This is a genomic window from Mycolicibacterium pallens (assembly GCF_019456675.1).
Lineage (GTDB): Bacteria > Actinomycetota > Actinomycetes > Mycobacteriales > Mycobacteriaceae > Mycobacterium > Mycobacterium crocinum.
In genome coordinates this window covers 220,378-242,229 of record NZ_CP080333.1, presented here as the reverse complement: position 1 = coordinate 242,229, position 21,852 = coordinate 220,378, and the positions used below count along the sequence as shown (strand labels likewise).

The window sequence follows — 21,852 nt, the reverse complement described above, 5'->3', positions numbered from 1 at the left end:
GCTAGCTGGCCGCGCGCTTCGATCCGCCGACACCCTTCTTGGCCGACGCCTTCGGTGCTGAACTCTTGCTGCGGGAAACCGAATTCGACTTCTTCGACGGCTTACCGGACTTCGCGCTGGGCTCCGCAGCAGTAATCGCCACCGTCGCGGTAGCCGTTGACGGCACAGCCGCCACCGGCAGTTGCGGGGCATGCGGATCCGGCACGTTCGGTGCCGATGTGGACTTGCCGGACAACACATCCCGGAATCCGTTCACCAGCGCCTTGACCACATCGCCCGGGACCGCGGCCCACTCCTGCGGAGTCAGCGTGGCCCGCGACAGGAACGGAACATACTGTCCCGATTGGTCATACGTGCGGTTGTAGGTGCCGCCCTCGCTCGGCGTCTGCACATCGGTGTAGCCGATGTTGACCAGGATCGATAGCGCGGGCTGCAGCGCGTCGGCCAGCGGAGTGCCCAAGGTGATCGGCACGCCCACCTGTTTGAAGACTGCGTTGAGGATGCGCGACGGCAGCCGCAGCGGCTCCAGCAGCGGCAGGTCGTTGGGGGCGAATGTGCTGTAGGAGGTCGTGCTTGTGCCGGCGAGTAGCAGCGCAGCGAGATTGCCGATGATCGTGTCGGTGCCATCGCCCTTGATCGTTCCGCCGTCGACCAGGTAGGTCGGTAGGAGGCCGGCAAGGAAAGAGTTGGCGAGCGAGAACGGGTTCAGTGTCTCCGGGAAGTCCGACAGGAAGTCGTAGCCGAGCGCGACATTAACGATCGAGGAGTTGAACTGGATACCGGTGCTCGAACCCGACTGCGCGTTGGGGCTCACCGGGTTCGAGCCGAACAGATTGAAGATCGGGGCAAACCGCGCGTACAGCCCGCCGTTTGGCGTTTCGGGATTGCGGATCAACGCAATTGGCAGGTTGGTGACGTTGGTGCCCTGCAGACAGCCGAAGCCTCCGGTGCAAGACTGGCCGAGTGCGTTGACCTTGCCCGCCGCCTCCAACGGGTCATAACCAGGCAGTGTGTTCCCTTTGGCACTCGACAACATCGCCTGATACGCCTGAATCGCGGCAGGCACGCCCGTCCCGACCGCAACCAGCAGCGGCCCGGTACCGCCACTGGCCAATAGATTTGGGCGCGTCGCGGTATACGCCAGAAAACCACTGAACGGTGCCAGGTTGAGCTCGTTGTTCAGCGCAACCGGATCGGCTTTGGTCCAGTCGAGGTTGATGGTGAGCGGCCCGATCGGCGCAGGCACGCCGGGGATCGTGATGCTGTCCACGCCCAGCTCGTTGATCAGCCACAGCAGCGGCCCGGTGGTGGTCGCATCCAAGGTCAGTGCGTTTGCCGACGGTGCCACCGGTTCGGCGACCGTGCCCATCGTCATGGTGACCGCCGTGGCTGCTGCCGCACCGAACAGTGCGGCCTTCCTGCCCCCGACCGCGAATCCCTGCCGAATCTTGTGTGAAAACGCCACAGCTACCATTTGAAACCCCCGATGCCCGACCCATGGAACTGTTCAGCGAACATAACCCTTGAGGTCGGTGGCGGTGGCGATTTGGCGATCTCCGTTAGGAGTAACCCCGAGCCTCAGGACTCAGCGAACTCCGCGTAAATTTCCGGCAGGAAGCCCGCGAGGTGGTTCATCTCCTGCGAGCAGTGCACCAGCAGGTCGCGAGGATCCGGCAGCTGATGGGCGGCGATCGGCCGGATCACCGAGTCGGCCAGTCGGTTGCCCCGGCGCACACCGATGTACGGTCCGCCCATCCAGAACCGTGACCGCATCTCGGCTCCGCCGGCGACCGCTCGCACGTGGTGGACGAACCAGCCGATGTCGACCGGCACCTCACTGGACCCCAGCCGTGCGCACACCGCGACGTCAGTGCCGAGCCGCGACACGTCGAACCCGAACGTCGACGGCTCGACGAACGCGATGGCCGCCTTGGCGTACGCCGACCCGAGGTACTCCTCGATGATCGACGTCCGTCCGACGTAGCTTCCGTCGGGCCCGCTGTCACCCCAGTGCGCCGAGGCGTGCGCGCGCGGATGCCACAACTTGTAACGAGTGGACTCGCTGCCATGCCAGCCGAACCACCAATCCCACATTGCCGGTGTGACACCGGGCATGTCGGTGCGGATCGCGACGTGGAATCCGCCACCGCGCAGCGTGCCGTAACCATTTTCGGTCTGCTGGTATCCGGCATCCAGAAGTGTTGCTGCCGAATCGAATCCGAGCATCACCTGGTCGGCCTGCGGACCGTGCTCGAGCGCGACGACGGCGTGCCGGGGCAGTTCGGCCATCTCCGGAGTGAAGTACTTGCCCCACGCGGTGTCACCGTCGCCGGGACGGTAGCCCAAGTATGTCTCGGCCATTAGACCCGGCCCATCCAGCTGTGGAACCGGCCGTCGGGATCGTATTGCGCGCGCACTTCATCGAGCCGCGCCATGTTCTCGTCGGTGACGAACTTGGCCGGCCGGCGGCCCAGGTTCTCGTCCGCCAACTGGATTCCGGTCGCCAATGAGGCCATCGACGCCATGTTGGATCGTGGCCAGTCTCCGTACTTTTCGTCGTCCGCGGGATCCATCCAGCCGGCGTACAGCGCCAGGTAGATCTCGCTCTCCAGGCTGTAGGCCATGTCCTGGCGCTGCGGTGACGGGCCCCAGTTCAGCCACAGGAAATGCGAGGGGTGCGGTGGCAGGGTGTCCAGGATGCGGTGAATGCCCGGCATCAACTCCTCGGCCGAGGCGTTCGTCCACATGTTGTCGGCGGTGTAGCGGTGGTCCTCGAGGTAGTTACTCATGACTGCGGTGTACCAATCCGCAAGCGGCACTGGAGCATACGGGAACGCGGCCAGCGCCTTGTCGACGACGGGGCACCGGTCGAGGATGCCGAACGCCTCCTTGGCCTCTTCCTCTGTGTCGGCGAACGCCGGGGAGGCCATCACGATCGCGGGCCGGTCGATGCCGGCGTTGGGCACGCTCTTGGTGGCGACGATCTGCAACTCGACGCGACGGTCGACCTCCGCGGATATACCCCGGGCCCAGGTGAAGATCTCGTCGGCAAGCTCGATCGGGTAGGCGTAGAAGCTGCTGCCCAGCACCGCCGGCTTCTTGTAGAGCTTGAGGTGGAATGCGGTGACCACGGCGAAGAAGCCGGGCCCGGCGCCGCGGGCGGCCCAGTACAGATCGGGATGGTTGTCGGCGTCGATGTAGATCTTGTCGCCGTCGGCGGTCACCACATCCAGGCCGATGACACTCTCGCAGGCCGGCCCCACCACCCTGCTGTTCCAGCCATAACCGCCCTGCAGCAGATAACCGCCGATGCACACCCCCTTACAGTGGCCGGCGGGAAAGAACAGTCCGACCGCGTCGAGTTCGGCGGCCAGCACGCTGCCGCCCTTGCCCGGCCCCGCGACCGCGGTCATCGCGTCGGCGTCGATGCTGGTCTGGTCCACCCGGCTCATGTCCAGCAGCACCGCGCCGTCGCGCAGGTGGCTCGCCGCCCAGCTGTGCCCGCCGGATTTGATGCTGACCTTCTTGTTGTTGGCCTTCGCATAGCGCAGTGCCGCGACGACGTCGTCGGCGTCGACCGCCTGCACGATGACGTCCGGGTAGCGGTTGGGCACGCGCTGGTTCCACACCGTGGCGCGGCGTGCGTCCTCGTAACCGTCGTCGCCGTGAAAGAAATGGCGACCTTCAGGAAGTGACCCCACCAAAGCCTCCTATGGTTCACATAGCGAATCGCTATGATCCGTATTGCGGCACACTACCGCTGCGGGAACGCCGAGGGAAGGGATGTAGTTGACTGACGCGAAAATTTCTATGGTCGACGGCGGACGCCCATCGAATGCCCGTGACGACGGCATTCAGGTGCTGCGCCGCGCCGCCGCCGCCCTCGAGGAGATCGCGACCGCCCCGGGCCGGCTGCGGCTCGTTGACCTGCACAGCCGCCTCGGACTGGCCAAGTCGACGGCGCGGCGACTGCTCGTCGGTCTGGTCGAGGTGGGATTCGCCGCGGTGGACGACGACGGGCGCATCGTCCTCGGCGAGCGACTGCTCGGCCTGGCCAACGCCGACGCCGCCCACATCACGTCCGCATTCCGGTCCACCCTGGACCGGGTGGCCGAGGCCACCGGTGAAACCGTCGACCTCTCGGTCTACCGGGGCGGCCAGATGCTGTTCATCGACCAGATCGAGTCGCCGCACCGGCTCCGCGCGGTCTCGGCGATCGGCGGCCGATTCACGCTGCCCGACACCGCCAACGGTAAGGCGGTCTTGGCCCTGTTCGACGACGCCGATGTCGACCAGGTGCTCGCCGCCCTCGACCCGGCCGAAGCCGACCGGGTGCGCGCCGAGATCCGGGGCATCCGCACCGACCGGGTGGCGTTCGACCGCGACGAGCACACCGACGGCATCTCGGCCGCCGGGATCGCGGGCCGCGGGGCAGGCGGCAACATCGTCGCGATCTCGGTACCAGCGCCCACCGAGCGGTTCAACGCCAACCGAGATCGCATCGTCGCCGCATTGCATGACGCGCTGGCGTCACCAGTCTGGACCAGCTGAAGCCAAATCTGACCATCCGGTGGTTGGGCTTGCCACCGGGGTCGGTCGCAGAGCACAGTGACAGGCATGAGCCGCACCGCTTTGCGAATCTGCCCGCTGTGCGAGGCCACCTGCGGGATGGTCCTCACCATCGACGACAACGACCGGGTCAGCGCTGCCCGGGGTGATCGCGACGACGTGTTCAGCCACGGCTTCATCTGCCCCAAGGGCGCGAGCTTCCCCGAACTGGACAACGATCCCGACCGGCTGCAAAACCCGCTCGTGCGCCGCGACGGTGAACTGGTCGAGACCACCTGGGCCGAGGCCTTCGCGGCAGCCGCCGAGGGCCTGCAGCGCGTGATCGCCGACACCGGCGGTTCATCGGTCGCGGTGTACCTCGGCAACCCGAATGCGCACACCATCGCAGGCTCGCTCTACGGACCCGTCGTCATCAAGTCGCTGGGCACCCGGCAGGTGTACTCGGCCAGCACACTGGACCAGATGCCCAAGCACGTCTCCTGCGGGTACCTGTTCGGAAACCCGGTGGCCTTCACCCTCCCCGACCTCGACCGCACCGACTATCTGGTCGTGATGGGCGCAAATCCGTTGGTGTCCAACGGATCCCTGGCCACCGCGGCCGACTTCCCCGGCAAGCTCAAGGCATTGCGCCGCCGCGGCGGCAAGTTGGTGGTGATCGATCCCAACCGCACCCGCACCGCGGAGATGGCCGATCGCCACCTCGCGCCGCGCCCCGGCACCGATGCCGCGCTGCTGTTCGCGATCGCTCATGTGCTCTTCGACGAGGATCTGGTCGACCTGGGCCGGCTGACCGAGCACGTCAGCGGGTTGGAGCGGGTGCGGGCGGCGGCGCTGGATTTCCCGCCGGAGGCGGTGGCCGGACACTGCGGTATCGACGCCGACGAAATCCGTACGCTGGCACGCGAACTCGCCGCGGCCCCAACGGCGGCGGTCTACGGCCGCATCGGCACCTCGACCGTCGGGTTCGGCACGCTGACCAGCTGGCTGGTCGACGTGGTGAACATTCTGACCGGCAATCTGGACCGCCCCGGCGGGGTGATGTTCGCGCACTCACCGATCGCCGGTGCTCCGCGCCCACCGCGTCCCGGTCGGGGTTTCGCCACCGGGCGTTGGCGCAGCCGGGTCTCCGGTCACCCCGAGGCGCTCTCCGAATTGCCCGCGGTCGCGCTGGCCGAGGAGATCGAAACACCCGGCGAGGGACAGATCCGGGCGATGATCACGATCGCCGGCAACCCCGTGCTGTCCGCGCCCGACGGCGCACGGCTGTCCGATGCCCTCGACGGCGTCGGCTTCATGGTGTCGGTCGATCCGTACCTCAACGAGACCACCCGGCACGCCGACGTCATCCTGCCGCCGCCTCCGCCTTCTCGCGCAGCGCATTACGACCTCGCGCTCAGCGGGGCGGCGGTGCGCAACAACGCCAGGTACTCCCCACCGGTGCTGCCCTTGGAAGACGGGCGGCCCGACGAGTGCGAGATCCTGGCTCGCCTGGCATTGATCGTGCTAGGGATGGGTGCCGACGCCGACCCGACATTGGTGGACGACCAGGTGATCGCGACGACGCTGGGCAAGGAGGTCGCCGACGAGCACTCCCCCGTCGCAGGCCGGTCCGTCGAGGAACTGACCGCGATGCTGCCCGACGGCCGCGGCTACGAGCGACGCCTCGACATGATGTTGCGGCTCGGCCCGTTCGGCGACGGCTTCGGCGCCAACCCCGACGGCCTGACCCTGCAGAAGCTCAAGGGGGCGCCGCATGGGATCGACCTCGGTGCGCTGAGCCCGCGAATTCCGGAGATACTCCGGACTCCTTCGGGCACAATCGAATTGGATCCCGAGCCGATCCTCGCCGACATCCCGCGACTGCATGCGGCGCTCACGTCGGAACCCGGCTTCCTGCTGATCGGCCGCCGACATCTACGGTCGAACAACAGCTGGATGCACAACCTGCCTGCGCTGTCCGGCGGAACCAACCGCTGCACACTGCAGATCCATCCCTCCGATGCCACACGGCTGGGCCTCGAGGAGATGGCGGTGGTCACCGGTCCGGGCGGGAAACTCGAAGTGCCCGTTGAGATCACCGACGCGATCCGCCCCGGCGTGGTGTCATTGCCGCACGGTTGGGGGCACACCGAGCCGGGCACCCGGATGCGGGTGGCTGCCCAGCACCCGGGCGTGAACGTCAACAACCTCAACGACGGCACGCTGCTGGATCCGTTGTCCGGAACCGCGGTGCTCAACGCGCTGCCGGTGGAGGTGGCTCCAGCCGGCTAGCACCCTCGGCGAGGCTGTAAAAGTACCGCGAGGCTTACTCGCATTTCGTGTCGATAACTGCAGCCTGGGCGACATAGCGCGGCCGGCTAGTACAACACCTTGCGAATGTTGTCCTCGCAGTAACGTTCCTCGAGTTCGGCGTCGGTCCAGTCGTACCGCAGCGCCTTGGCCATCTGGGCCACGCTGGGCAGCGCGGTCGGATTCCAGGTCTCAGGTTTCCAGGTGTCCGACCGCAGGAACGCCTTGGAGCAGTGGAAGAACACCTCTTCGATGTCGACCTCGAGCGCCAGCAGCGGCCGCTTACCCTTCACCGCCATGGCGTCGAAGTAGTCGGCGTCGGCGAGGATGCGGGCCCGCCCGTTGATCCGCAACGTATCGCCGCGGCCGGGGATCACGAACAGGGTTGCGACCTGCGGGCGCTGCAGCACATTGAGGTAGCCGTCGACCCGTTTGTTGCCCGGCCGATCAGGAATCGCGATCGTGCGGTCGTCGATGACGTGGACGAATCCGGCTGGATCACCTTTCGGTGAAACATCAACGCGGCCTTGGGCATCGGTGGTGGCGACAAACGCCAGCGGCGAATGTGCCAGCCAGTCCCGCTGCACGGCCGAGAGCCGGTCCTTGACCTTGTTGGCGACGTAGTGGTCGGGCTCGCCCACGATCTCCCGAAGCTCGGCGACGGTCGTCACTTCACGGTGCATCGCTCGAGTATCCTCCACCGCGGCCGTCTAGCGCACGCCTTCCTTGGCGTACACGACGCGCAGCACGTGCCCGACTTCAGGACCCATCACCACGGTGGCCAGCTCACAGAAGGTCGCGACGAAGTTCGGGCCGTGGGCCGGCCCCTGCGGCGTCAGGTGGTGGGCGATCTCGTGCAATAGCACCAGCTCACGCATGGCCCAGTCGGCCGTCGACCGGTCGGGTACTGCGATAACGCCTGTGCCGCCGATGTTTTCGTAGTGCGCAGCGGTGGCGGCTCGGCGGGCGCGCACGCTAAGCGGTCCCGGCGCGGGCCATCGGGAGGTCACCGCGGGCAGTCCCAGCACGTCGTCGACGTAGCGCTGCACCGACGGCATGGACGCGAACCGCCCTTCCGGAGGCAACGTGAGCTGTGCGCCGAAGAAGTCGATGGTGCGTGAACTGTGTTGGGCGGCACGGTCGAAGAGTGTTCGGACGAACTCCTCGGCCGCGTAGACGCGGGAGCGTTGGCTGTCGCGCGCCGTCACCGCGGCAGCCGGGTCCGCGCCCCCGGCAACTCGGGGCTGGACCCCAGCCGGGCTTGCTTGCCGGCTCGGTCACCGGCGCGCCGGGCCGCCGACGAATAGCCCGCCGACGCGCGGCTGGCCTGCCAGGTGCCGCGCGCTTTGGACGTCTGCCGATAGTGCTCGCGCAGCTCGAGTTCCTTGTTGCGCAACGCAATTGCGGTTCCCGGCGCGGACTTGCGATCCCGGGTGGCTTCCTGCCGGGCTTCCTCCCGCGCCTGCGCCAGTCGTTGGGCGACACGGGCGCCGAAGGCGAGCTGAAAGTTCAGCCGAGCGGTAATCGTCGGCGTCGGCTTGTGCGCACCGGTGGCGAGGTAGGCGTCACAGGAGCGCACCATCTGCACCACCAGGCTCGCGTACAGCGCGTGGCTGGCGTCGATGTCCTCGGCGAACCCATAGGCGTAGACGAACGCGGAGTTCGACGCCACATCACACTGCACGTCGTTGGCCGCGGCGATACCGGCGAACAGCTGCACATAGGTACGCAGGCCGCGAGCGCCCGGCTCGCCGATGGTGATCGTGCGCTGGGTCGGCGCCTGCGCCGCACTGCGGGTGGCCGAATGTGCCCGCGCGACGGCCAGATCGATCGACGTCGCGGTCGCCAAGCGCTGGGCGGCGGCCATGAACGCCTCGGCCTCGTGCGCGTTGTCGGTGCCCTCGGCTTGCCGCAGGAGCGCGGCGATCCGCGCCAGCATCTTGTCGTCGGTCACGTCTGGCAACCTAGCCGAGCGCGACGACATCGGTGCGCGGGCACGAAGTCAATTGTTGATGAACCCGTTCAGCGCCGCCGTCAGCTGCGGCGACAGCGGCGCCGGCTTGGAGTAGTTGCCGACGTTGTCGGTCGGGTCGTCGCGCAGCACGTGGTTGACCCCCTTGAGCGCCACCAACGACAGCGACGTGTGATCCAGCGCGTCGGTGAGCGGCTTCATATCGGCGCAGTTGGCCTGACCGTCGGAGTCCGAACACGTCAACAGCACCGGTGTTCCGGCCGGAATCGCGGCGGCCAGCTTCAGCGGGTCGATGGCGTCGGATTCGACGACGGCCTTGACGTTGTTCGGGTTGAGGATCGCGCTCAGCCCGTCGGGCAGCGTGGCAGGCGCCGTCGATGTGGTGCGGGCCTGCGCGACGGCGGCGTTCCAGTCGGCGATCGTCTTGTCGGCCTGCGCTTGCGTTTTCTGACCGCTCTTGACGGCGGCGGCCACGTCGTTGCGGACCCGGTTGGTGATCAGGTCGAGGTAGCGGCCCGCCAGCGGCTGCAGCAGACCGAGGGAATGGACCCTGGGCGCCCCGGCGGAGGTGTCGTCGGCCAGCGTCATCGCGTGGACGGTGCCTTCGCCGAGGGCGTACACCGAGATGCGCTTGGGGTCGGTCGCGGCTTCTCCGGCCAGGAAACGCACCGCGGCCTTCGCGCCACTGGTGTAGACGGCGCTGCCCACATCGGCCGGATGGCTGGCGTACGGACCGAGGCCGGTCTTCCCGGTGCCGACCTTGTCGTAGCGCAACGACGCCACCCCGTGGTCGGACAGGTATTCGGCGAGCTGGCGCATGTTGCCGATCGGCCCGGCGACGTTGTTGTCGCCGTTGCGGTCGGTGCGGCCGCTCTCCGAGATCAGCAGCGCCGCGGGTCCCTGCTGGTCACCGTGCTGGTGGCGGTAGGTGCCGTAGATGGTCAGCCCGTCGGCGACGAATGTCACCTCGTCCTCGACCCAGGTGTTGGGTGATTCGGTCTTCGAGCAGCCCGCCACCAGCAGCAACGCTGTCGCCACCACGGCGACGAAGCGCCATCTCACAGCCTGGCCTCGATCCACGCGGTGACGTCGTCGAGCACCCGGTCGCGCTCGGGCTCGTTGAACACCTCGTGGTACAGGCCCGGATACACCTTGAGGTGCACGTCGGAGGAACCCACGCAGTCGACGAGCAGTTGGCTGCCGGCGGCGGGCACCAGCGCGTCCTCGGCGCCATGCACCACCAGCAGCGGCTTGGTGAGCTGGCGTGCGCGCTGCGGCATGGTCTCGCCGACCGTGACCAGCGCCTTGGCGATGCCGGCGGGGATCTTGCCGTGCCACACCAGCGGGTCGGCGTTGTAGGCGGCGACGACCGCGGGGTCGCGGGAGATGGCGTTCGAGTCGAGTTCCTCGACGGGCAGGTCGGGCAGCAGCGAGCCGACCGCCTTGCCCAGGAGCAGCTTGCCCCGGGAGACCCCGGTCTGGGCGGCGACCGCCGGGCCGGACAGCACCATCAGGTCGAAGTCATCCTGGTGGTCGACGCCGTAGGCGAACACGATGCCGCCACCCATGCTGTGCCCGAGCACGATTCGCTTCAGGCCAGGGTGCGCTGAGGTGGCAATTGTGACGAGTGTGTCGAAGTCGCCGGTGTACTCGTCGATCGACCTGACGCGCACCCGCTTGCCGCCGGACCGGCCGTGTCCGCGGTGGTCGAGCGCATAGGTGATCAGACCGGACTCGCCGAACCGCTCGGCGACGTGGTCGTAGCGGCGGGCGTGCTCGCCGAGGCCGTGGGAGAGCACGACGACGCCGCGCGGCTCGGTGTCCGGTGTCCACACGTCGTAGACGATGCGGACGCCACCGACGCCGTCGAAGGTCCGCTCGGTACGTGTTGTGACCATCTGGGGAGCCTAACTGTGTGCGCAGGCCGGTGACGTGTCGGTGCTGGTGCGTAAGCTCGGGTCCGTGAGCGTGCTCGCACAGAGTTTGGACGACGGGCTCGACCCGAGCCGGGGCGATTTCCTGGCGCAGGCCGAGCCGTACCGGCGCGAACTGTTGGCGCACTGCTACCGGATGACCGGCTCGCTGCACGACGCCGAAGACCTGGTTCAGGAGACCTTCCTGCGGGCGTGGAAGTCCTATGACCGCTTCGAGGGCAAGTCCTCGGTGCGTACCTGGCTGCATCGCATCGCCACCAACACGTCGCTGACCGCGCTGGAGGGAAGGCAGCGCCGGCCACTACCGACCGGACTCGGCGCGCCCAGTTCGAACCCGACCGACGAGCTCGTCGAGCGCGCCGAGGTGCCGTGGCTGGAGCCACTGCCCGACGACGCATCGGATCCGTCGGTGATCGTCGGGTCACGCGAGTCGGTTCGGTTGGCTTTCGTTGCGGCACTACAACATCTGTCGCCGCGGCAGCGGGCTGTTCTCCTGCTTAGGGATGTGCTGCAGTGGCGGGCCGCCGAGGTGGCCGAGGCCATCGACACGTCCGTTGCGGCCGTCAACAGCCTGCTGCAGCGGGCCCGGGCCCAACTCGAGGCGGTCGGCCCCAGCCAGGACGACGAACTCACACCGCCGGACTCTGACGAGGCACGCGAACAGCTGGCCCGTTACATCCAGGCTTTCGAGGACTACGACATCGACCGGTTGGTGGACATGTTCACCGCTGAGGCGATTTGGGAGATGCCGCCATTCGACGGCTGGTATCAGGGTGGCCCAAACATCGGTGCGCTCATCCACCAGAACTGCCCGGCCAATCACGCCGGCGATATGCGGCTACTGCCGCTGACCGCCAACGGCCAGCCGGCCGCGGCGATGTACATGCGCCTGCCCGATACCGGTGGTCGTCATGTTCCGTTCCAGCTGCACGTTCTGGATATGCGCGCCGACGGTATCTCGCACGTGGTGGCATTCCTGGACACCAGCGTGTTCGCGAAATTTGGCCTGCCCGAACTGCTTTAGCCTTCCGTCTCGCCCGGATCGTCGGCACCTTCGGCCTGGTCCGGCTGGGTCGGCACACGGTCGGCGGATTGCAGCATCTCGGGATCCCCGTCGGGATCGAGGTCATTTGGATCTGTGCTCATGGGCTCACCGGATTCCCCGGGGGCGGGCGTCGAAACCCGCAGTCAGGACCGCTGCAGCTCGACTACCGGGATGATCCGCGACGTGCTCTTCTGGTAATCCCCGAACTGTGGTTGCGCGGCGACCTGCTTGGCGTAGATCTCGTCGCGTTCGGCTCCGTCCAGCACCCGGGCGGTGACACCGAACGTCTCGGTCCCCAACTCGACGGTGGTCTCCGGGTGGGCGACGAGGTTGTGGAACCAGTCCGGGTTGGTGTCCGCGCCGGCCTTGCTGGCGAAGATGAAGATCCGGCCGTCTTCGAGGTACGGCACCAGCGGCGTGATCCGTTCGGTTCCCGATTTGGCGCCGACGTGGTGGACCAATACCAGCGGCTTGCCCTCGAACATGCCGCCGGCCTTGCCGCCGTTGGCTCGGAACTCGTCGATGACCTTCTGGTTCATCTCGTTGAAGTTGGCTGTCATGACTTCACCGTAGCCGTTAGAGACCCAACGAATGCTGGGCTTGTCGCAAGGTTTTCGCCGACGCCTGCAAGCCGAGAAGCTCGGGCACCGCGAGGGGAACCTCAAGCACCTCACCAGCGGCGCCGGCCGACACGACGGTCGGCAAAGACAGTGCCACATCGGCGATTTCATACGCGCCGCGTTGGACCGTGGAGATAGGCAGCACCCGATGCTGGTCACCGAGCACCGCTTCGATGATCCGTGCGGTGGACAGGCCGATCGCCAGGTTTGTCGCACCCTTGCCCTCGATGATCTCGTAGGCGGCGTTGACCACGGCGGCGGAGATCCCGGCCTGGGCGGCCTCGTCGAAGACGAGCATCCCGTCACGGCGGAAGTGCGCCGCCGGCACACCGCCGATCGAGACGCTCGACCACAGCGATATCTCCGAGTCGCCGTGCTCACCCACGATGAACCCGTGCACATTGCCGACGGCGAGCTCCGCGCGCTGGGCGATGAGATAGCGAAAACGGCTGCTGTCCAACACCGTTCCCGATCCGAAGATGCGCCCGGATGGTGCGTCGACGGACTGGGCGGCGGCGTAGGTGACAACGTCGACGGGGTTGGTGACGAACACGATCACCGCGCGTGGGGACAACTCCAGGAGCTGCGGCGTGAGTTCTTGCGCCATGGCCACATTCGTGGCTGCCAAGTCCAGCCGGCTCTGGCCGGGATGCTGTCTAGCCCCGGCCGTGACCACCACGACCGCCGACCCGGCGGTGATGTCGATCTGGTCAGATCCGGTCACCGTGCAGTGCGGCACGAACTGACTGCCGTGATTGAGGTCGAGGACCTCGGCCCGCACTTTCTTCGGATTGGTGTCGTAGAGCGCCAAAACGCCTGCCGATCCGCGGATCAGGCAGGCGTAGGCGATCGCGGTGCCGACGCTGCCGGCCCCGATGATGGCTACTTTGCGGTTCCGGTGTTCGGACACCTCACCATCATCGGGTACGGCGCGCGGCCCGGCCACATCAGTCGATGCCGACGATCTCCTGCGCGATGGCGGCTACTCGGGTCTGAGCAGCCGACACCAGCCGCTGACGATTCTTGTTCGCCTCTTCGTAGGCGATGATCGCCCGGATGTCGGCCGGATCGTCGAGATCCTTCACCGCCGCGACGGCCTCGTTGAGGTTCAGCTCGTCGTAGCCGGCGATCGGCAGTTCTTCCGACGTCAGAATGCCGGTAGAGCTACGCAGCGAGTGGATGGCGTCGGCGGCGCCGTCGGCGCCCTCGCGATGAGCCACCTTCTCGGCGGTCTCGAGCGCCGCGTCGCGTGCTCCGGCTGCCGCCTTGACGGCCACCTCACCGGCGTGGGCACTGCGGTTGACCAGCTGGTCCACGGCAGGCCGGGTGTTGCGCAGGGCCTCCAGGGTGCGGTCGATGCCGCGGACCGAGGAGATCACCGGCCAGTTGGCCACCCGAACAGTCAGCCCGGTCAGGATCTGCAGCGGCGTGCGCCGCAAAGCGGCCGGCCCACCGAGAGCGTCTTCGGCCAGGACGGTGGTCAGCCAATCGACGGTCGCCGAGTGCGCCGTGATCAGGCGGTTGGCCAGGGACTCGATCTCGGGCTGCCGAGCTGCCACGGCCAGCGCCTTGACGTAGCGGGCGCGGTCGAGCAGCTGGCCCTCGAGCGCGAGGTCACCCAGCAGCGCCTCGTCGAACGGCTGCGCCTGCTCGGTCAGCGCCTCGACGGCCGCGGCAGCGCGCCCGAAGAACGGGCCGATCACGTCCGGGAAACCGCCGAGGTCGCGGATCGCGTTCTCGATGGCCTCGGCGCGCTCACGCCCGTTGGCCGCGTTCTGGGTGAGTTCGGTGCGCACCGCGTCGGTGCGCGCCTGCGCCACCCTGGTCTCGGCGATCTGGACTTCGGTGTTGGTCAGGTCGAGGATCGCTCGCAGCTGGGCGAGCAGAGAGGTGGTATCGGGTTCAGTCATTTGTGTTTGTCCCCTAGTGCGTTGACGGATTTCGTGCCGGCGCGGGGTTTGCACCTCGACGGGCCGTCTACCCGATCCCACCGATCGGTATGCGCGTCGACGGGGTCTCCAGGCTTTCTGCAACCCATCTCACAGTCGTGCGGCGCGCTGGCCAGGCACTGGTGTTTCGATCTGCCAAATTTCCAAATACGTCAATTCCCTTCGGAATTCACCCCCGGCGGCTTGCGTTTGCCGGTGTCTCAATTCCATAACACCGGTTATCACGATCACTTAAGAGACCGGCGTGGCGATTAAGGCTTCTCAGAACGCGCCTACCGTTGACTAGACGGGAGTGCGCCAATTGAGAGCCAACTCACCGGGTTGGGCTGTAACACTTCGCAATTCGGTGCATCCTGTTCGCCGCGTGCGGGTTTGCTGCAAAACCTCATGGGTACTTTGGGTTCCAGGACGGGGGAAACAATGACCGAATGTGAGTCGGAGAGAGAAGTGATCATGAAGTTCAGCGGTATCGCGTCGAGTAAGAGGGTCGCGGCCGTGGGTACCGGTTTGCTCATGGGGGGCATGGCGGTGGCCACGATGGCCGCACCGATGGCCTCGGCGGCGCCGGATTGCAGCAGCGCCGGAGTTGCCAACACCGTCAGCTCGGTGACCGGTTCGGCCAACCAGTACCTGGACGGCCACCCCGGCGCCAAGCAGGTGTTGACGGCCGCCTATGGCCAGCCTCGCCCGCAGGCCGAGGCCAACGTGCGTGGCTACTTCACCGCCAACCCCGGTGAGTACTACGACCTGCGCGGAATCCTGGCCCCGATCGGCGACACCCAGCGGGCGTGCAACGTCACGGTGCTGCCGCCGAATCTGGCATCGGCCTATGACGCGTTCATGGCCGGCTGATTGATGTCGAGATAGAACTCAGAGCGAAGAGCGTGCGAAAAGTACGCTCTCAGTTCTGAATCGACGCAATAGACGACAATCCGCCGCCACGGCCCACGCTGTGGCGGCGGATTGCTTTATTCCGCCAGCCGGTTCAAGGCCGTGGTGAGCACCGTGTCGAAGGCCCGCAATTGCGTCGCGGTCATCCCGTCGAAAAGCACCGAGCGAACCAACGCGACGTGATCGGGCGCCGCCGTGCGCAGCGCCTCGCTGCCGGCGCCGGTGATCTCGACCGTGGCGCCTCGCCGATCGTGCTCGCTGTCCTGCCGTTCGAGCAGGTCGCGACCGCGCATCCGGGTGAGCTGATGAGACAGCCTGCTCTGTTCCCACCCCAGCGCGGCAGCCAGTTCGAGCACGCGAATCGGGCCGCGCTCGGACAGCACAACCAGCACCTCGTAATCGGCCAGAGACAGGCCGCACCGGGCTTGCAGCTGGCGGTTCATCGCGGCCTGCAGGCGACTGCTCAGCGCCAGGTAGTTGCGCCAGATCCGCTGTTGTTCTTCGGTCAACCAGCGCTGGGCCATTCCCTCACGATAGCGGAATACATGACACGTCATCTATGTTGTCGCTGGCAGTGTCAGCCACCTAGGCTGGCAACGACCCGAGGGGTGATGACATGGCCGCAACCGTCGACATCAGACGTGCCGCCGACCGCGCTGCAACGAAGATCGACTGGCTCGATTCCAAGCACTCGTTCTCGTTCGGCCACCACTACGAACCCAACAACACCCACCACGGCCTGCTGTTGGTGAACAACGACGACATCGTCAAACCCGGCACCGGCTTTGACACCCACCCGCACCGCGATATGGAGATCGTCACCTGGGTACTGCAGGGATCGCTGGTCCACCAGGACTCCACCGGGAATTCCGGCGTGATCTACCCGGGTCTGGCGCAACGCATGTCGGCAGGCCGCGGAATCCTGCACTCGGAGAAGAACGACTCGTGGCGACTCACCGGCAACGAAAGCCACAGTGAGCCAGTGCATTTCGTTCAGATGTGGGTGGTCCCCGACGAATCCGGGATCGACCCCGGCTATCAGCAGCTGGAGATCGACGACGAGTTGTTGCGCGGCGGACTGGTGACGATCGCATCCGGCATGCCGGAACACAAGGACCAGACCGCGATCGCGATCCGCAACCGGTACGCGGCGCTGCACGGCGCCCGGCTGCAGGCCGGCGAGGCCGTCGAGCTGCCCGAAGCGCCCTATCTCCACCTGTTCGTTCCGCGCGGCGAGGTGACGTTGGAGGGCGCCGGCGAGCTACACGAGGGTGACGCGGTGCGATTCACCGCCGCCGGCGGTCAGCGGGTCACCGCCACCCAGCCGTCAGAGATCCTCGTGTGGGAGATGCATGCCGGGTTGGCGGGCTAGGGTCTGCGGCGCCGCGGCCGCGGTGCTGATGGCGGCGTGTGGGCATCCCGCGCCGCCGGCTCCGCCCGCATCGGCGCCTAGTGGCTTGAAGCCGGCCACCGTCGCGGTTCCGGCCGGTCTGGACGACGCGCCGTTCGACACCCCGCGTCAAGCCCTGGTCCCGTCGGGCTGGTCGATGTCGGTATGGGCCCGGATCCCCAAGGCGCGGCTGGCGGCATGGGCTCCGGACGGTGCGCTGCTGGTTTCCGTGCCCGCCGCGGGCCAGGTGCTGCGACTGGTGCCCGCCGAGCCTGGACCGCAACGCTCGGTGCTGCTCGACGGGCTGGATCAACCGCATGGCCTCGCCTTCGACGGCGGCAGACTGTACGTCGCTGAAAGCGACGCGATCGACGCGTTCGATTACCGCGGTCCGGTGGCCGATGGGCGCCGGGTGGTCGCGGGCGGACTGCCCGACACACGCAGTCCCGAGCTCGGCGGCGCGTACGCGCATGCCCTCAAGAGCGTGGCGGTCGACCGCGACGGCGCCGTGTATTTCTCGATCGGGTCGACCGGCAACATCACCGCCGAAGACCGCACGGCCCAACCGCCTCGCGCCACGATCATGCGGATTCCGCCCGGGGGCGGTCCGGAAAGCCCGTTCGCCACCGGTGTCCGTAACGGCACCGGGTTGGCCGTCGCACCCGACGGCTCGGTATGGACGGCGGTCAACAACCGCGACCAGATCGCCGACCCGCGACCCGGTCCGTCGTACGCGGACGTGAACGACTACGTCAACGACAACCCGCCGGAGTCGCTCGCGCGGCTGACGCCGGGCCGCGAACTCGGTTGGCCCTATTGCAATCCCGGCGCAGAAGGCCAGCCGGCATTCACCCGGGATGTTCAGACCAATGCCGACGGCAGCAAGCTCGACTGCGGGGCGCTCCCGCCGGTCGAACAGACGCTGGGGGCACACTCGGCGCCACTCGGCTTGAGTTTTACCGACGGCGCGTTGCCACCGCCATACGCCTCCGGCGCCCTGGTCGGGGTGCACGGCTCGTGGAACCGCACCCCTCCCAGAGCGCCGGAGGTCTCGTTCTTCAGTTGGGAAAACGGCACTTTGGGCCCGCAGCGGACCTTGGTCGGAGGCTTCCAGGACCAAGATGGTTCGCGCTGGGGACGTCCCGTGGCTGCCGTGGCCGGCCCGGACGGCGCGTTCTACATCACCGACGACTATGCCGGTGCGGTGTATCGCCTTGCGCCGCCGGGCCGCTGACCTCTAGTGGTGAACTCGGTTGCTGCGTCCGGTGACCGAGACGTAGATCGCGATCAACACTGCGGCGACCACAATGCCAACCAAGAAGGGGATGATCGCAAAGCCGCCATTGGAGTTGGAGTACCCGACCTGGTAGGTGATCCACGAGCCCAGGAAGGAACCCACCGCACCGAGCAGGATCGTCATGATGATGCCGATGTTCTGCTTGCCGGGCATAACCAGTCGCGCCAGCGCGCCGACGATCAGGCCGACGACGATGGCTCCGATAATCGTTCCGATCATTGCTGCTCCTCATGTTCCGGCGGGCCCAGGCGAGCACCGCGTGAAGCAGTCATTCCCCACTCGCGCCGCGGATAACCATTCGCTGACGAAATTTGCCGCGGAGCAAATCATTGCCGCTGGTCGTGACGACGCCGGTGCCGAACCGCCGCACGACTGTTACCTAAGTTGACTGTGTGGTTGCTGAGAATGAAGGTCGACATGCCGTAGGGCTACGACCGTCATGAAAGGGCAACTGTGCCAACGATCGCCGCGACGCTGCGCCGCCTGGCCGCGGGCAGCATGGCCGCGGTGAGCTGCCTGACGCTGGCGGCCACCACCGGCATGCCCGTCGCGTCCGCCGACGGCCGCGCCCAACTTGCCCAGGCGATCGCCACCACGCGCGGCAGCTACCTGGTCTACAACTTCGGAAGCGGCTTCCCCGCACCGATGCTGGGCGCCGGCGGCAACTGGTACGAGCTGACCAACGGCGGCCACCTGATGATCATCAAGTCCGCCTCCAGCCGGTTGACTCCCCGCCTGCTGGTCGACAGCCACAGCGGGTATCAGTCGCGGTGTGAACGCACGCCGGGCACCCGCACCCGCGAGGGCCTGGTGCAGGCGTCGGAGACGTATACCCCGCTGCAGGCCTGGCAGGCGCTCGGGCAGCCGACGATCGCGGTCAACGCCAACTTCTTCGATGTCCGTGGGCAGCAGGCCGGTTCGTGGAAATCCACCGGCTGCAGTTCACCGCTGGGTGCCTACGTCGACAACACGCAGGGACAGGGCCGGGCCAACGCCGCGGTGACCGGAACCATCGCCTACGCGGGCAAGCAGGCGCTGTCCGGCGGCGACGAGGTATGGACCGCGCTGACCACGATGATCCTGCCCGTCGCCGGTGCACCGTTCGTCGTGACGCCCAAGACCAAGGACGACTACGACGCCGCGACCCCGGTCATTTAGGGCCTCCTCGACAAGGGCACCCGCTTCGTCGCGGTCAGCGGGCTCGGCCTGCTGGCGCCGGGCGACACCGGACAGATGAACGACGGTGGACCCAGCGCGGCCCGCACCGCCCTGGCCTACGCGCGGGACAAGGACGAAATGTACGTCTTCCAGGGCGGCAGTTACACCCCGGATCAGATCCAGGATCTGTTCCGCGGCCTGGGCAGCGACACCGCGATCCTGCTCGACGGCGGCGGCTCGTCGGCGATCGTGCTGCGTCGCGACACCGGTGGCATGTGGGCCGGTGCCGGTGTGCCCAAAGGCTCGTGCGACACGATGGCTGTGCTGTGCGATTCGCGTGAGCGTGCGCTGCCCGCCTGGCTCGCTTTCAATTGAGTTCCAGCGCTACCCGGGCGGCGCGCACCGTCTGAGCGACATAGCCGCCGCCGAACAACGCCACATGCGCCAGCAGCGGGTAGAGCCGATGCAGGGCAGGGCAATGCGATCGCGCCAGCCCGGACGAAGCGGATGCACGCCGTGATAGCCGTCGTAGACGCGCTCCAGATGCGGACAGCCGAACAGCCCCAGCATCGCCAAGTCGGTTTCGCGGTGGCCGCCGTGCGCGGCCGGGTCGATGAGGACGGGCCCGGCATCGGTCCACATCACGTTTCCGCTCCACAGGTCGCCGTGGAGACGGGCTGGTGCGTCTCCGTCGTCGAAATCGCCTTGGCGACAACGGTCTATGACGTCACGAATTATCTGGTGTCCCGCCGGGTCGATGCCGGTGGTGAGGTCCAGCATCGGTGCCAGCCGCTCATCGGCATAAAACGAACCCCAGCGGGCGTGAGCGGTGAGGCTCATCGGCATAGAACGAACCCCAGCGGGCGTGAGCGGTGAGGCTCATCGGCGGAGGACGATCCAGTGGACCGAAGAAACCTCCGCCCTGCCACCCGTCGGGTGCGGCGCCGAATCCGGCTGCACCTGCGTCACGGGTGATCGCCAGTCGCCGGCCGAACTCCGTCGCCGCCTCGGCACTCGGCGGCACCGACCGGAGCCGCTCCAACGTCAGGCTGGTGTCGTCGTACCGGAGCACCTGCGCACACCGGACCCCGCCGTGCGCGCTCGACAACCACGCCAAACCTGCTGCCTCACAGGCGAAGAAGCCGGCCGGTGCCGAGCGACTCTGTTTGACGAACTCGGCCATGCGCCCGCTCAGGGCTGGCCGAACACCCGGCGCAACAGCGCGTCCCGCGCACGAGTGGGTAGTTTGGTCATCAGGGTCATCTGCACTGCGGTGGCCAACCCGACCGGGTAGCGCGCCCGGGGCTTACGGGCGGTGAGCGCCTCGAGCACCACCTTGGACACCTTCTCCGGATCCACCGCAAGACGCTGGGACATCGGAATCGCTTTACGCATTCCCGCAATGTGTTTGGTGTAGAGCGCGCGGTGCTGCGGCGTCAGCGCGGCCTCCATCTCCGCGACGCTCTGGTCGGCATTGCGCCACAGGTCGGTGTCGGTCTGGGCGGGCTGAACCACACTGACCGCGATGTGCCACGCCCGCAGCTCGAGTCGCAGCGCGTCGGCGGCCGCCTCGAGCGCGAACTTCGACGCGCTGTACGCCCCCATCATCGGCGCCGAAAGTTGGCCGTTCACACTGGAAATGAAGACGATGCGGCCGCGAGACTCCCGCAGCAGCGGAAGCACAGCCTGGGTGACGGCGAGCTGACCGACGACATTGACTTCCAGCTGCTGCCGGATCTCAGCTGGGGTCAACCCCTCCAGCGGTCCACTGACCGCGATGCCGGCGTTGTTGACCACCGCGTCGAGTCGTCCTGGTAACGCGCCGGAAAGGGCGGCGACCTGCGCCTCGTCGGTGACGTCCAGCATGACCGCGCTGACCCGCGGCAGCGCCGAGAGGGCGTCGGCGTCGGCGGCACTGCGCACCCCGCCGATGACGTCCCACCCGGCAGCGGACAGGTGATCGACAATCGACTTACCGATTCCCCGGGCTGCGCCGGTGACCAGAACTGTGGGCATACGCGCGACTCTAGTTATCCGGCTCGGGTGCCGTCACGGGTTGCGGACCGTACCGGAAGACGGCCAGGCTGGCGGCCACCACGGCTGCCGCCAAAGCGATGACGGGAGCGACCATGAAGCGCGACATCGTCGCACCGACGGTCGCCCCGGCACACATCGTCAGAACGACGCTGTAGCGCAGCTTTTCCCGCTGCCCGGTTCCGCCCGCGAGCCGGCTGTCGAAGCCGATCCCCACCAGCGTCGTCGTGAGCACGGTGGTGCTGAGTTCCTGGATCCCGAACTGGCGGGCCGCGGCGTTCTGAAAGCCGAACGCCACCGCCAGACCGGCGATGAGGATCAGCTTGCCGTCGTCGTGGTACTGCAGGACACCGGTACCGGCGAGCACGGACAGCACCGCCAGCAGCACCACCTCGGCACCGAGCGCGGCGGTCAGCCAGACCCGAACCGCCACCTCGTGGTCGAGGTGACGGGCGAACCGGCCGCCGATCACCGTGCCGGTGAGGAAGAAGACGAACGCGATCACCGCGGCGGTCATGTCCACCCCGGAGTGCGGTACGAACCAGAAACCCAGGAAGATCACGTTGCCGGTCATGTTCGCGACGAACACGTGCCCGAGCACCAGCACGCTGATCGCGTCGACCAGGCCGGTGGCGAACGTCAGCAGCAGCAGCGCGACGACGGTGGAGCGTTCCGAGACGGGCGAGGCGACGGCCATGGGGCAA

The 21,852-nt window shown here is 67.2% G+C and carries 22 protein-coding genes and 2 pseudogenes; 7 read left to right on the top strand and 17 right to left on the bottom strand.

All coding sequences use genetic code 11. From position 1 onward, the window contains the following. Position 1 precedes the first annotated feature (1 nt). From K0O64_RS01210 to K0O64_RS01200, 3 genes are all read right to left on the bottom strand, one after another. Positions 2–1,465: a PE-PPE domain-containing protein gene (locus tag K0O64_RS01210; RefSeq protein ID WP_220045925.1), complete on the bottom strand. Its 1,464-nt coding sequence runs from the start codon at positions 1,463–1,465 to the stop codon at positions 2–4. A gap of 113 nt (positions 1,466–1,578) precedes the next feature. Then, the gene (locus K0O64_RS01205; protein ID WP_220045924.1) at positions 1,579–2,361 is read right to left on the bottom strand and encodes a DAPG hydrolase family protein; all 783 of its coding nucleotides are present in this window, start codon (positions 2,359–2,361) and stop codon (positions 1,579–1,581) included. Next, positions 2,361–3,701, bottom strand: a complete 1,341-nt coding sequence (locus tag K0O64_RS01200) for an FAD-binding oxidoreductase (RefSeq protein ID WP_220045923.1) — start codon at positions 3,699–3,701, stop codon at positions 2,361–2,363. The genes K0O64_RS01205 and K0O64_RS01200 overlap by 1 nt, the downstream gene beginning before the upstream one ends. A gap of 109 nt (positions 3,702–3,810) precedes the next feature. Between K0O64_RS01200 and K0O64_RS01195 the strand changes: the two genes are divergently transcribed. Both K0O64_RS01195 and K0O64_RS01190 read left to right on the top strand, forming a co-directional pair. Then, complete coding sequence (locus K0O64_RS01195; RefSeq protein ID WP_220046455.1) at positions 3,811–4,551, top strand: IclR family transcriptional regulator; 741 nt, start codon at positions 3,811–3,813, stop codon at positions 4,549–4,551. A 66-nt stretch (positions 4,552–4,617) separates the two neighbouring features. After that, the gene (locus tag K0O64_RS01190) at positions 4,618–6,840 is read left to right on the top strand and encodes a molybdopterin-dependent oxidoreductase (RefSeq protein WP_096309566.1); all 2,223 of its coding nucleotides are present in this window, start codon (positions 4,618–4,620) and stop codon (positions 6,838–6,840) included. Positions 6,841–6,926: 86 nt separating this feature from the next. Here K0O64_RS01190 and K0O64_RS01185 read toward each other — a convergent pair whose 3' ends face one another. The 5 genes from K0O64_RS01185 to K0O64_RS01165 are packed head-to-tail and all read right to left on the bottom strand — an operon-like array spanning position 6,927 to position 10,728. Then, complete coding sequence (locus tag K0O64_RS01185) at positions 6,927–7,541, bottom strand: pyridoxamine 5'-phosphate oxidase family protein (protein ID WP_096309565.1); 615 nt, start codon at positions 7,539–7,541, stop codon at positions 6,927–6,929. Positions 7,542–7,568: 27 nt separating this feature from the next. Beyond that, positions 7,569–8,066: a TIGR04338 family metallohydrolase gene (locus tag K0O64_RS01180; protein ID WP_096309564.1), complete on the bottom strand. Its 498-nt coding sequence runs from the start codon at positions 8,064–8,066 to the stop codon at positions 7,569–7,571. Further along, complete coding sequence (locus K0O64_RS01175; protein ID WP_071948137.1) at positions 8,063–8,812, bottom strand: DUF2786 domain-containing protein; 750 nt, start codon at positions 8,810–8,812, stop codon at positions 8,063–8,065. The genes K0O64_RS01180 and K0O64_RS01175 overlap by 4 nt, the downstream gene beginning before the upstream one ends. 48 nt (positions 8,813–8,860) lie before the next feature. Then, on the bottom strand, positions 8,861–9,892 hold the full coding sequence (locus K0O64_RS01170; RefSeq protein ID WP_425574741.1) for an alpha/beta hydrolase: 1,032 nt from the start codon (positions 9,890–9,892) through the stop codon (positions 8,861–8,863). Continuing rightward, positions 9,889–10,728, bottom strand: a complete 840-nt coding sequence (locus K0O64_RS01165) for an alpha/beta hydrolase (RefSeq protein WP_096309563.1) — start codon at positions 10,726–10,728, stop codon at positions 9,889–9,891. Before K0O64_RS01165 ends, K0O64_RS01170 begins: the two co-directional genes overlap by 4 nt. A 64-nt stretch (positions 10,729–10,792) precedes the next feature. Here K0O64_RS01165 and K0O64_RS01160 point away from each other — a divergent pair, with 64 nt between their 5' ends. Further along, a complete protein-coding gene (locus K0O64_RS01160; RefSeq protein ID WP_225933594.1) occupies positions 10,793–11,788 on the top strand; it encodes a sigma-70 family RNA polymerase sigma factor in 996 nt (331 codons plus the stop codon). Here K0O64_RS01160 and K0O64_RS30110 read toward each other — a convergent pair. From K0O64_RS30110 to K0O64_RS01145, 4 genes are read right to left on the bottom strand one after another with little or no spacing between them, the layout of a single operon-like run. Then, positions 11,785–11,910 (bottom strand): hypothetical protein, encoded by a 126-nt coding sequence (locus tag K0O64_RS30110; RefSeq protein WP_256385467.1) that lies wholly within the window; start codon positions 11,908–11,910, stop codon positions 11,785–11,787. The two genes, K0O64_RS01160 and K0O64_RS30110, sit on opposite strands and share 4 nt — an antisense overlap. Before the next feature lie 42 nt (positions 11,911–11,952). Then, the gene (locus K0O64_RS01155; RefSeq protein WP_071948141.1) at positions 11,953–12,369 is read right to left on the bottom strand and encodes a nitroreductase family deazaflavin-dependent oxidoreductase; all 417 of its coding nucleotides are present in this window, start codon (positions 12,367–12,369) and stop codon (positions 11,953–11,955) included. Positions 12,370–12,385: 16 nt separating this feature from the next. Further along, complete coding sequence (locus K0O64_RS01150; RefSeq protein WP_096312637.1) at positions 12,386–13,339, bottom strand: L-lactate dehydrogenase; 954 nt, start codon at positions 13,337–13,339, stop codon at positions 12,386–12,388. A 37-nt stretch (positions 13,340–13,376) separates the two neighbouring features. Beyond that, a complete protein-coding gene (locus K0O64_RS01145) occupies positions 13,377–14,339 on the bottom strand; it encodes a ferritin-like domain-containing protein (RefSeq protein ID WP_220045922.1) in 963 nt (320 codons plus the stop codon). Between the two features lie 492 nt (positions 14,340–14,831). Here K0O64_RS01145 and K0O64_RS01140 point away from each other — a divergent pair, with 492 nt between their 5' ends. Then, positions 14,832–15,230 carry a heme-binding protein gene (locus tag K0O64_RS01140; protein ID WP_071950166.1) on the top strand — a complete coding sequence of 133 codons (399 nt, stop codon included), beginning with the start codon at positions 14,832–14,834 and terminating at the stop codon, positions 15,228–15,230. Positions 15,231–15,346: 116 nt separating this feature from the next. Here the strand turns inward: K0O64_RS01140 and K0O64_RS01135 are convergent, their stop codons facing one another. After that, positions 15,347–15,793 carry a MarR family winged helix-turn-helix transcriptional regulator gene (locus K0O64_RS01135; RefSeq protein WP_071948144.1) on the bottom strand — a complete coding sequence of 149 codons (447 nt, stop codon included), beginning with the start codon at positions 15,791–15,793 and terminating at the stop codon, positions 15,347–15,349. A 92-nt stretch (positions 15,794–15,885) separates the two neighbouring features. Here K0O64_RS01135 and K0O64_RS01130 point away from each other — a divergent pair, with 92 nt between their 5' ends. Further along, on the top strand, positions 15,886–16,641 hold the full coding sequence (locus K0O64_RS01130) for a pirin family protein (protein WP_071948145.1): 756 nt from the start codon (positions 15,886–15,888) through the stop codon (positions 16,639–16,641). Continuing rightward, complete coding sequence (locus K0O64_RS01125) at positions 16,622–17,893, top strand: PQQ-dependent sugar dehydrogenase (protein ID WP_096309561.1); 1,272 nt, start codon at positions 16,622–16,624, stop codon at positions 17,891–17,893. The genes K0O64_RS01130 and K0O64_RS01125 overlap by 20 nt, the downstream gene beginning before the upstream one ends. A gap of 3 nt (positions 17,894–17,896) precedes the next feature. On the opposite strand, the gene K0O64_RS01120 is transcribed toward K0O64_RS01125, so the two are convergent. Continuing rightward, positions 17,897–18,175, bottom strand: coding sequence for a GlsB/YeaQ/YmgE family stress response membrane protein (locus K0O64_RS01120; RefSeq protein WP_071948146.1), 279 nt, complete (start codon positions 18,173–18,175; stop codon positions 17,897–17,899). Between the two features lie 279 nt (positions 18,176–18,454). Here K0O64_RS01120 and K0O64_RS01115 point away from each other — a divergent pair. Then, positions 18,455–19,489, top strand: a pseudogene (locus K0O64_RS01115) (phosphodiester glycosidase family protein). On the opposite strand, the pseudogene K0O64_RS01110 reads toward K0O64_RS01115, so the two are convergent. The 3 genes and pseudogenes from K0O64_RS01110 to K0O64_RS01100 form a co-directional block, all read right to left on the bottom strand. Continuing rightward, positions 19,482–20,297: pseudogene (locus K0O64_RS01110) on the bottom strand (fructosamine kinase family protein). The pseudogenes K0O64_RS01115 and K0O64_RS01110 overlap by 8 nt on opposite strands. Before the next feature lie 8 nt (positions 20,298–20,305). Then, a complete protein-coding gene (locus K0O64_RS01105; protein ID WP_071948148.1) occupies positions 20,306–21,130 on the bottom strand; it encodes an SDR family oxidoreductase in 825 nt (274 codons plus the stop codon). A 10-nt stretch (positions 21,131–21,140) separates the two neighbouring features. Continuing rightward, entirely contained in the window at positions 21,141–21,845 is a 705-nt protein-coding gene (locus K0O64_RS01100; protein WP_071948149.1) for a YoaK family protein, read from the bottom strand. Between the last annotated feature and the right edge of the window lie 7 nt (positions 21,846–21,852).

Excerpts from the sequence above, each read along its gene's own strand:
- K0O64_RS01205 (WP_220045924.1), bottom strand. The coding sequence starts at position 2,361 with ATGGCCGAGACATACTTGGGCTACCGTCCCGGCGACGGTGACACCGCG.
- K0O64_RS01195 (WP_220046455.1), top strand. The coding sequence starts at position 3,811 with ATGGTCGACGGCGGACGCCCATCGAATGCCCGTGACGACGGCATTCAG.
- K0O64_RS01190 (WP_096309566.1), top strand. The coding sequence starts at position 4,618 with ATGAGCCGCACCGCTTTGCGAATCTGCCCGCTGTGCGAGGCCACCTGC.
- K0O64_RS01185 (WP_096309565.1), bottom strand. The coding sequence starts at position 7,541 with ATGCACCGTGAAGTGACGACCGTCGCCGAGCTTCGGGAGATCGTGGGC.
- K0O64_RS01165 (WP_096309563.1), bottom strand. The coding sequence starts at position 10,728 with ATGGTCACAACACGTACCGAGCGGACCTTCGACGGCGTCGGTGGCGTC.
- K0O64_RS30110 (WP_256385467.1), bottom strand. The coding sequence starts at position 11,910 with ATGAGCACAGATCCAAATGACCTCGATCCCGACGGGGATCCCGAGATG.
- K0O64_RS01155 (WP_071948141.1), bottom strand. The coding sequence starts at position 12,369 with ATGACAGCCAACTTCAACGAGATGAACCAGAAGGTCATCGACGAGTTC.
- K0O64_RS01145 (WP_220045922.1), bottom strand. The coding sequence starts at position 14,339 with ATGACTGAACCCGATACCACCTCTCTGCTCGCCCAGCTGCGAGCGATC.
- K0O64_RS01140 (WP_071950166.1), top strand. The coding sequence starts at position 14,832 with ATGAAGTTCAGCGGTATCGCGTCGAGTAAGAGGGTCGCGGCCGTGGGT.
- K0O64_RS01135 (WP_071948144.1), bottom strand. The coding sequence starts at position 15,793 with ATGGCCCAGCGCTGGTTGACCGAAGAACAACAGCGGATCTGGCGCAAC.
- K0O64_RS01130 (WP_071948145.1), top strand. The coding sequence starts at position 15,886 with ATGGCCGCAACCGTCGACATCAGACGTGCCGCCGACCGCGCTGCAACG.
- K0O64_RS01125 (WP_096309561.1), top strand. The coding sequence starts at position 16,622 with ATGCCGGGTTGGCGGGCTAGGGTCTGCGGCGCCGCGGCCGCGGTGCTG.
- K0O64_RS01120 (WP_071948146.1), bottom strand. The coding sequence starts at position 18,175 with ATGATCGGAACGATTATCGGAGCCATCGTCGTCGGCCTGATCGTCGGC.
- K0O64_RS01105 (WP_071948148.1), bottom strand. The coding sequence starts at position 21,130 with ATGCCCACAGTTCTGGTCACCGGCGCAGCCCGGGGAATCGGTAAGTCG.
- K0O64_RS01100 (WP_071948149.1), bottom strand. The coding sequence starts at position 21,845 with ATGGCCGTCGCCTCGCCCGTCTCGGAACGCTCCACCGTCGTCGCGCTG.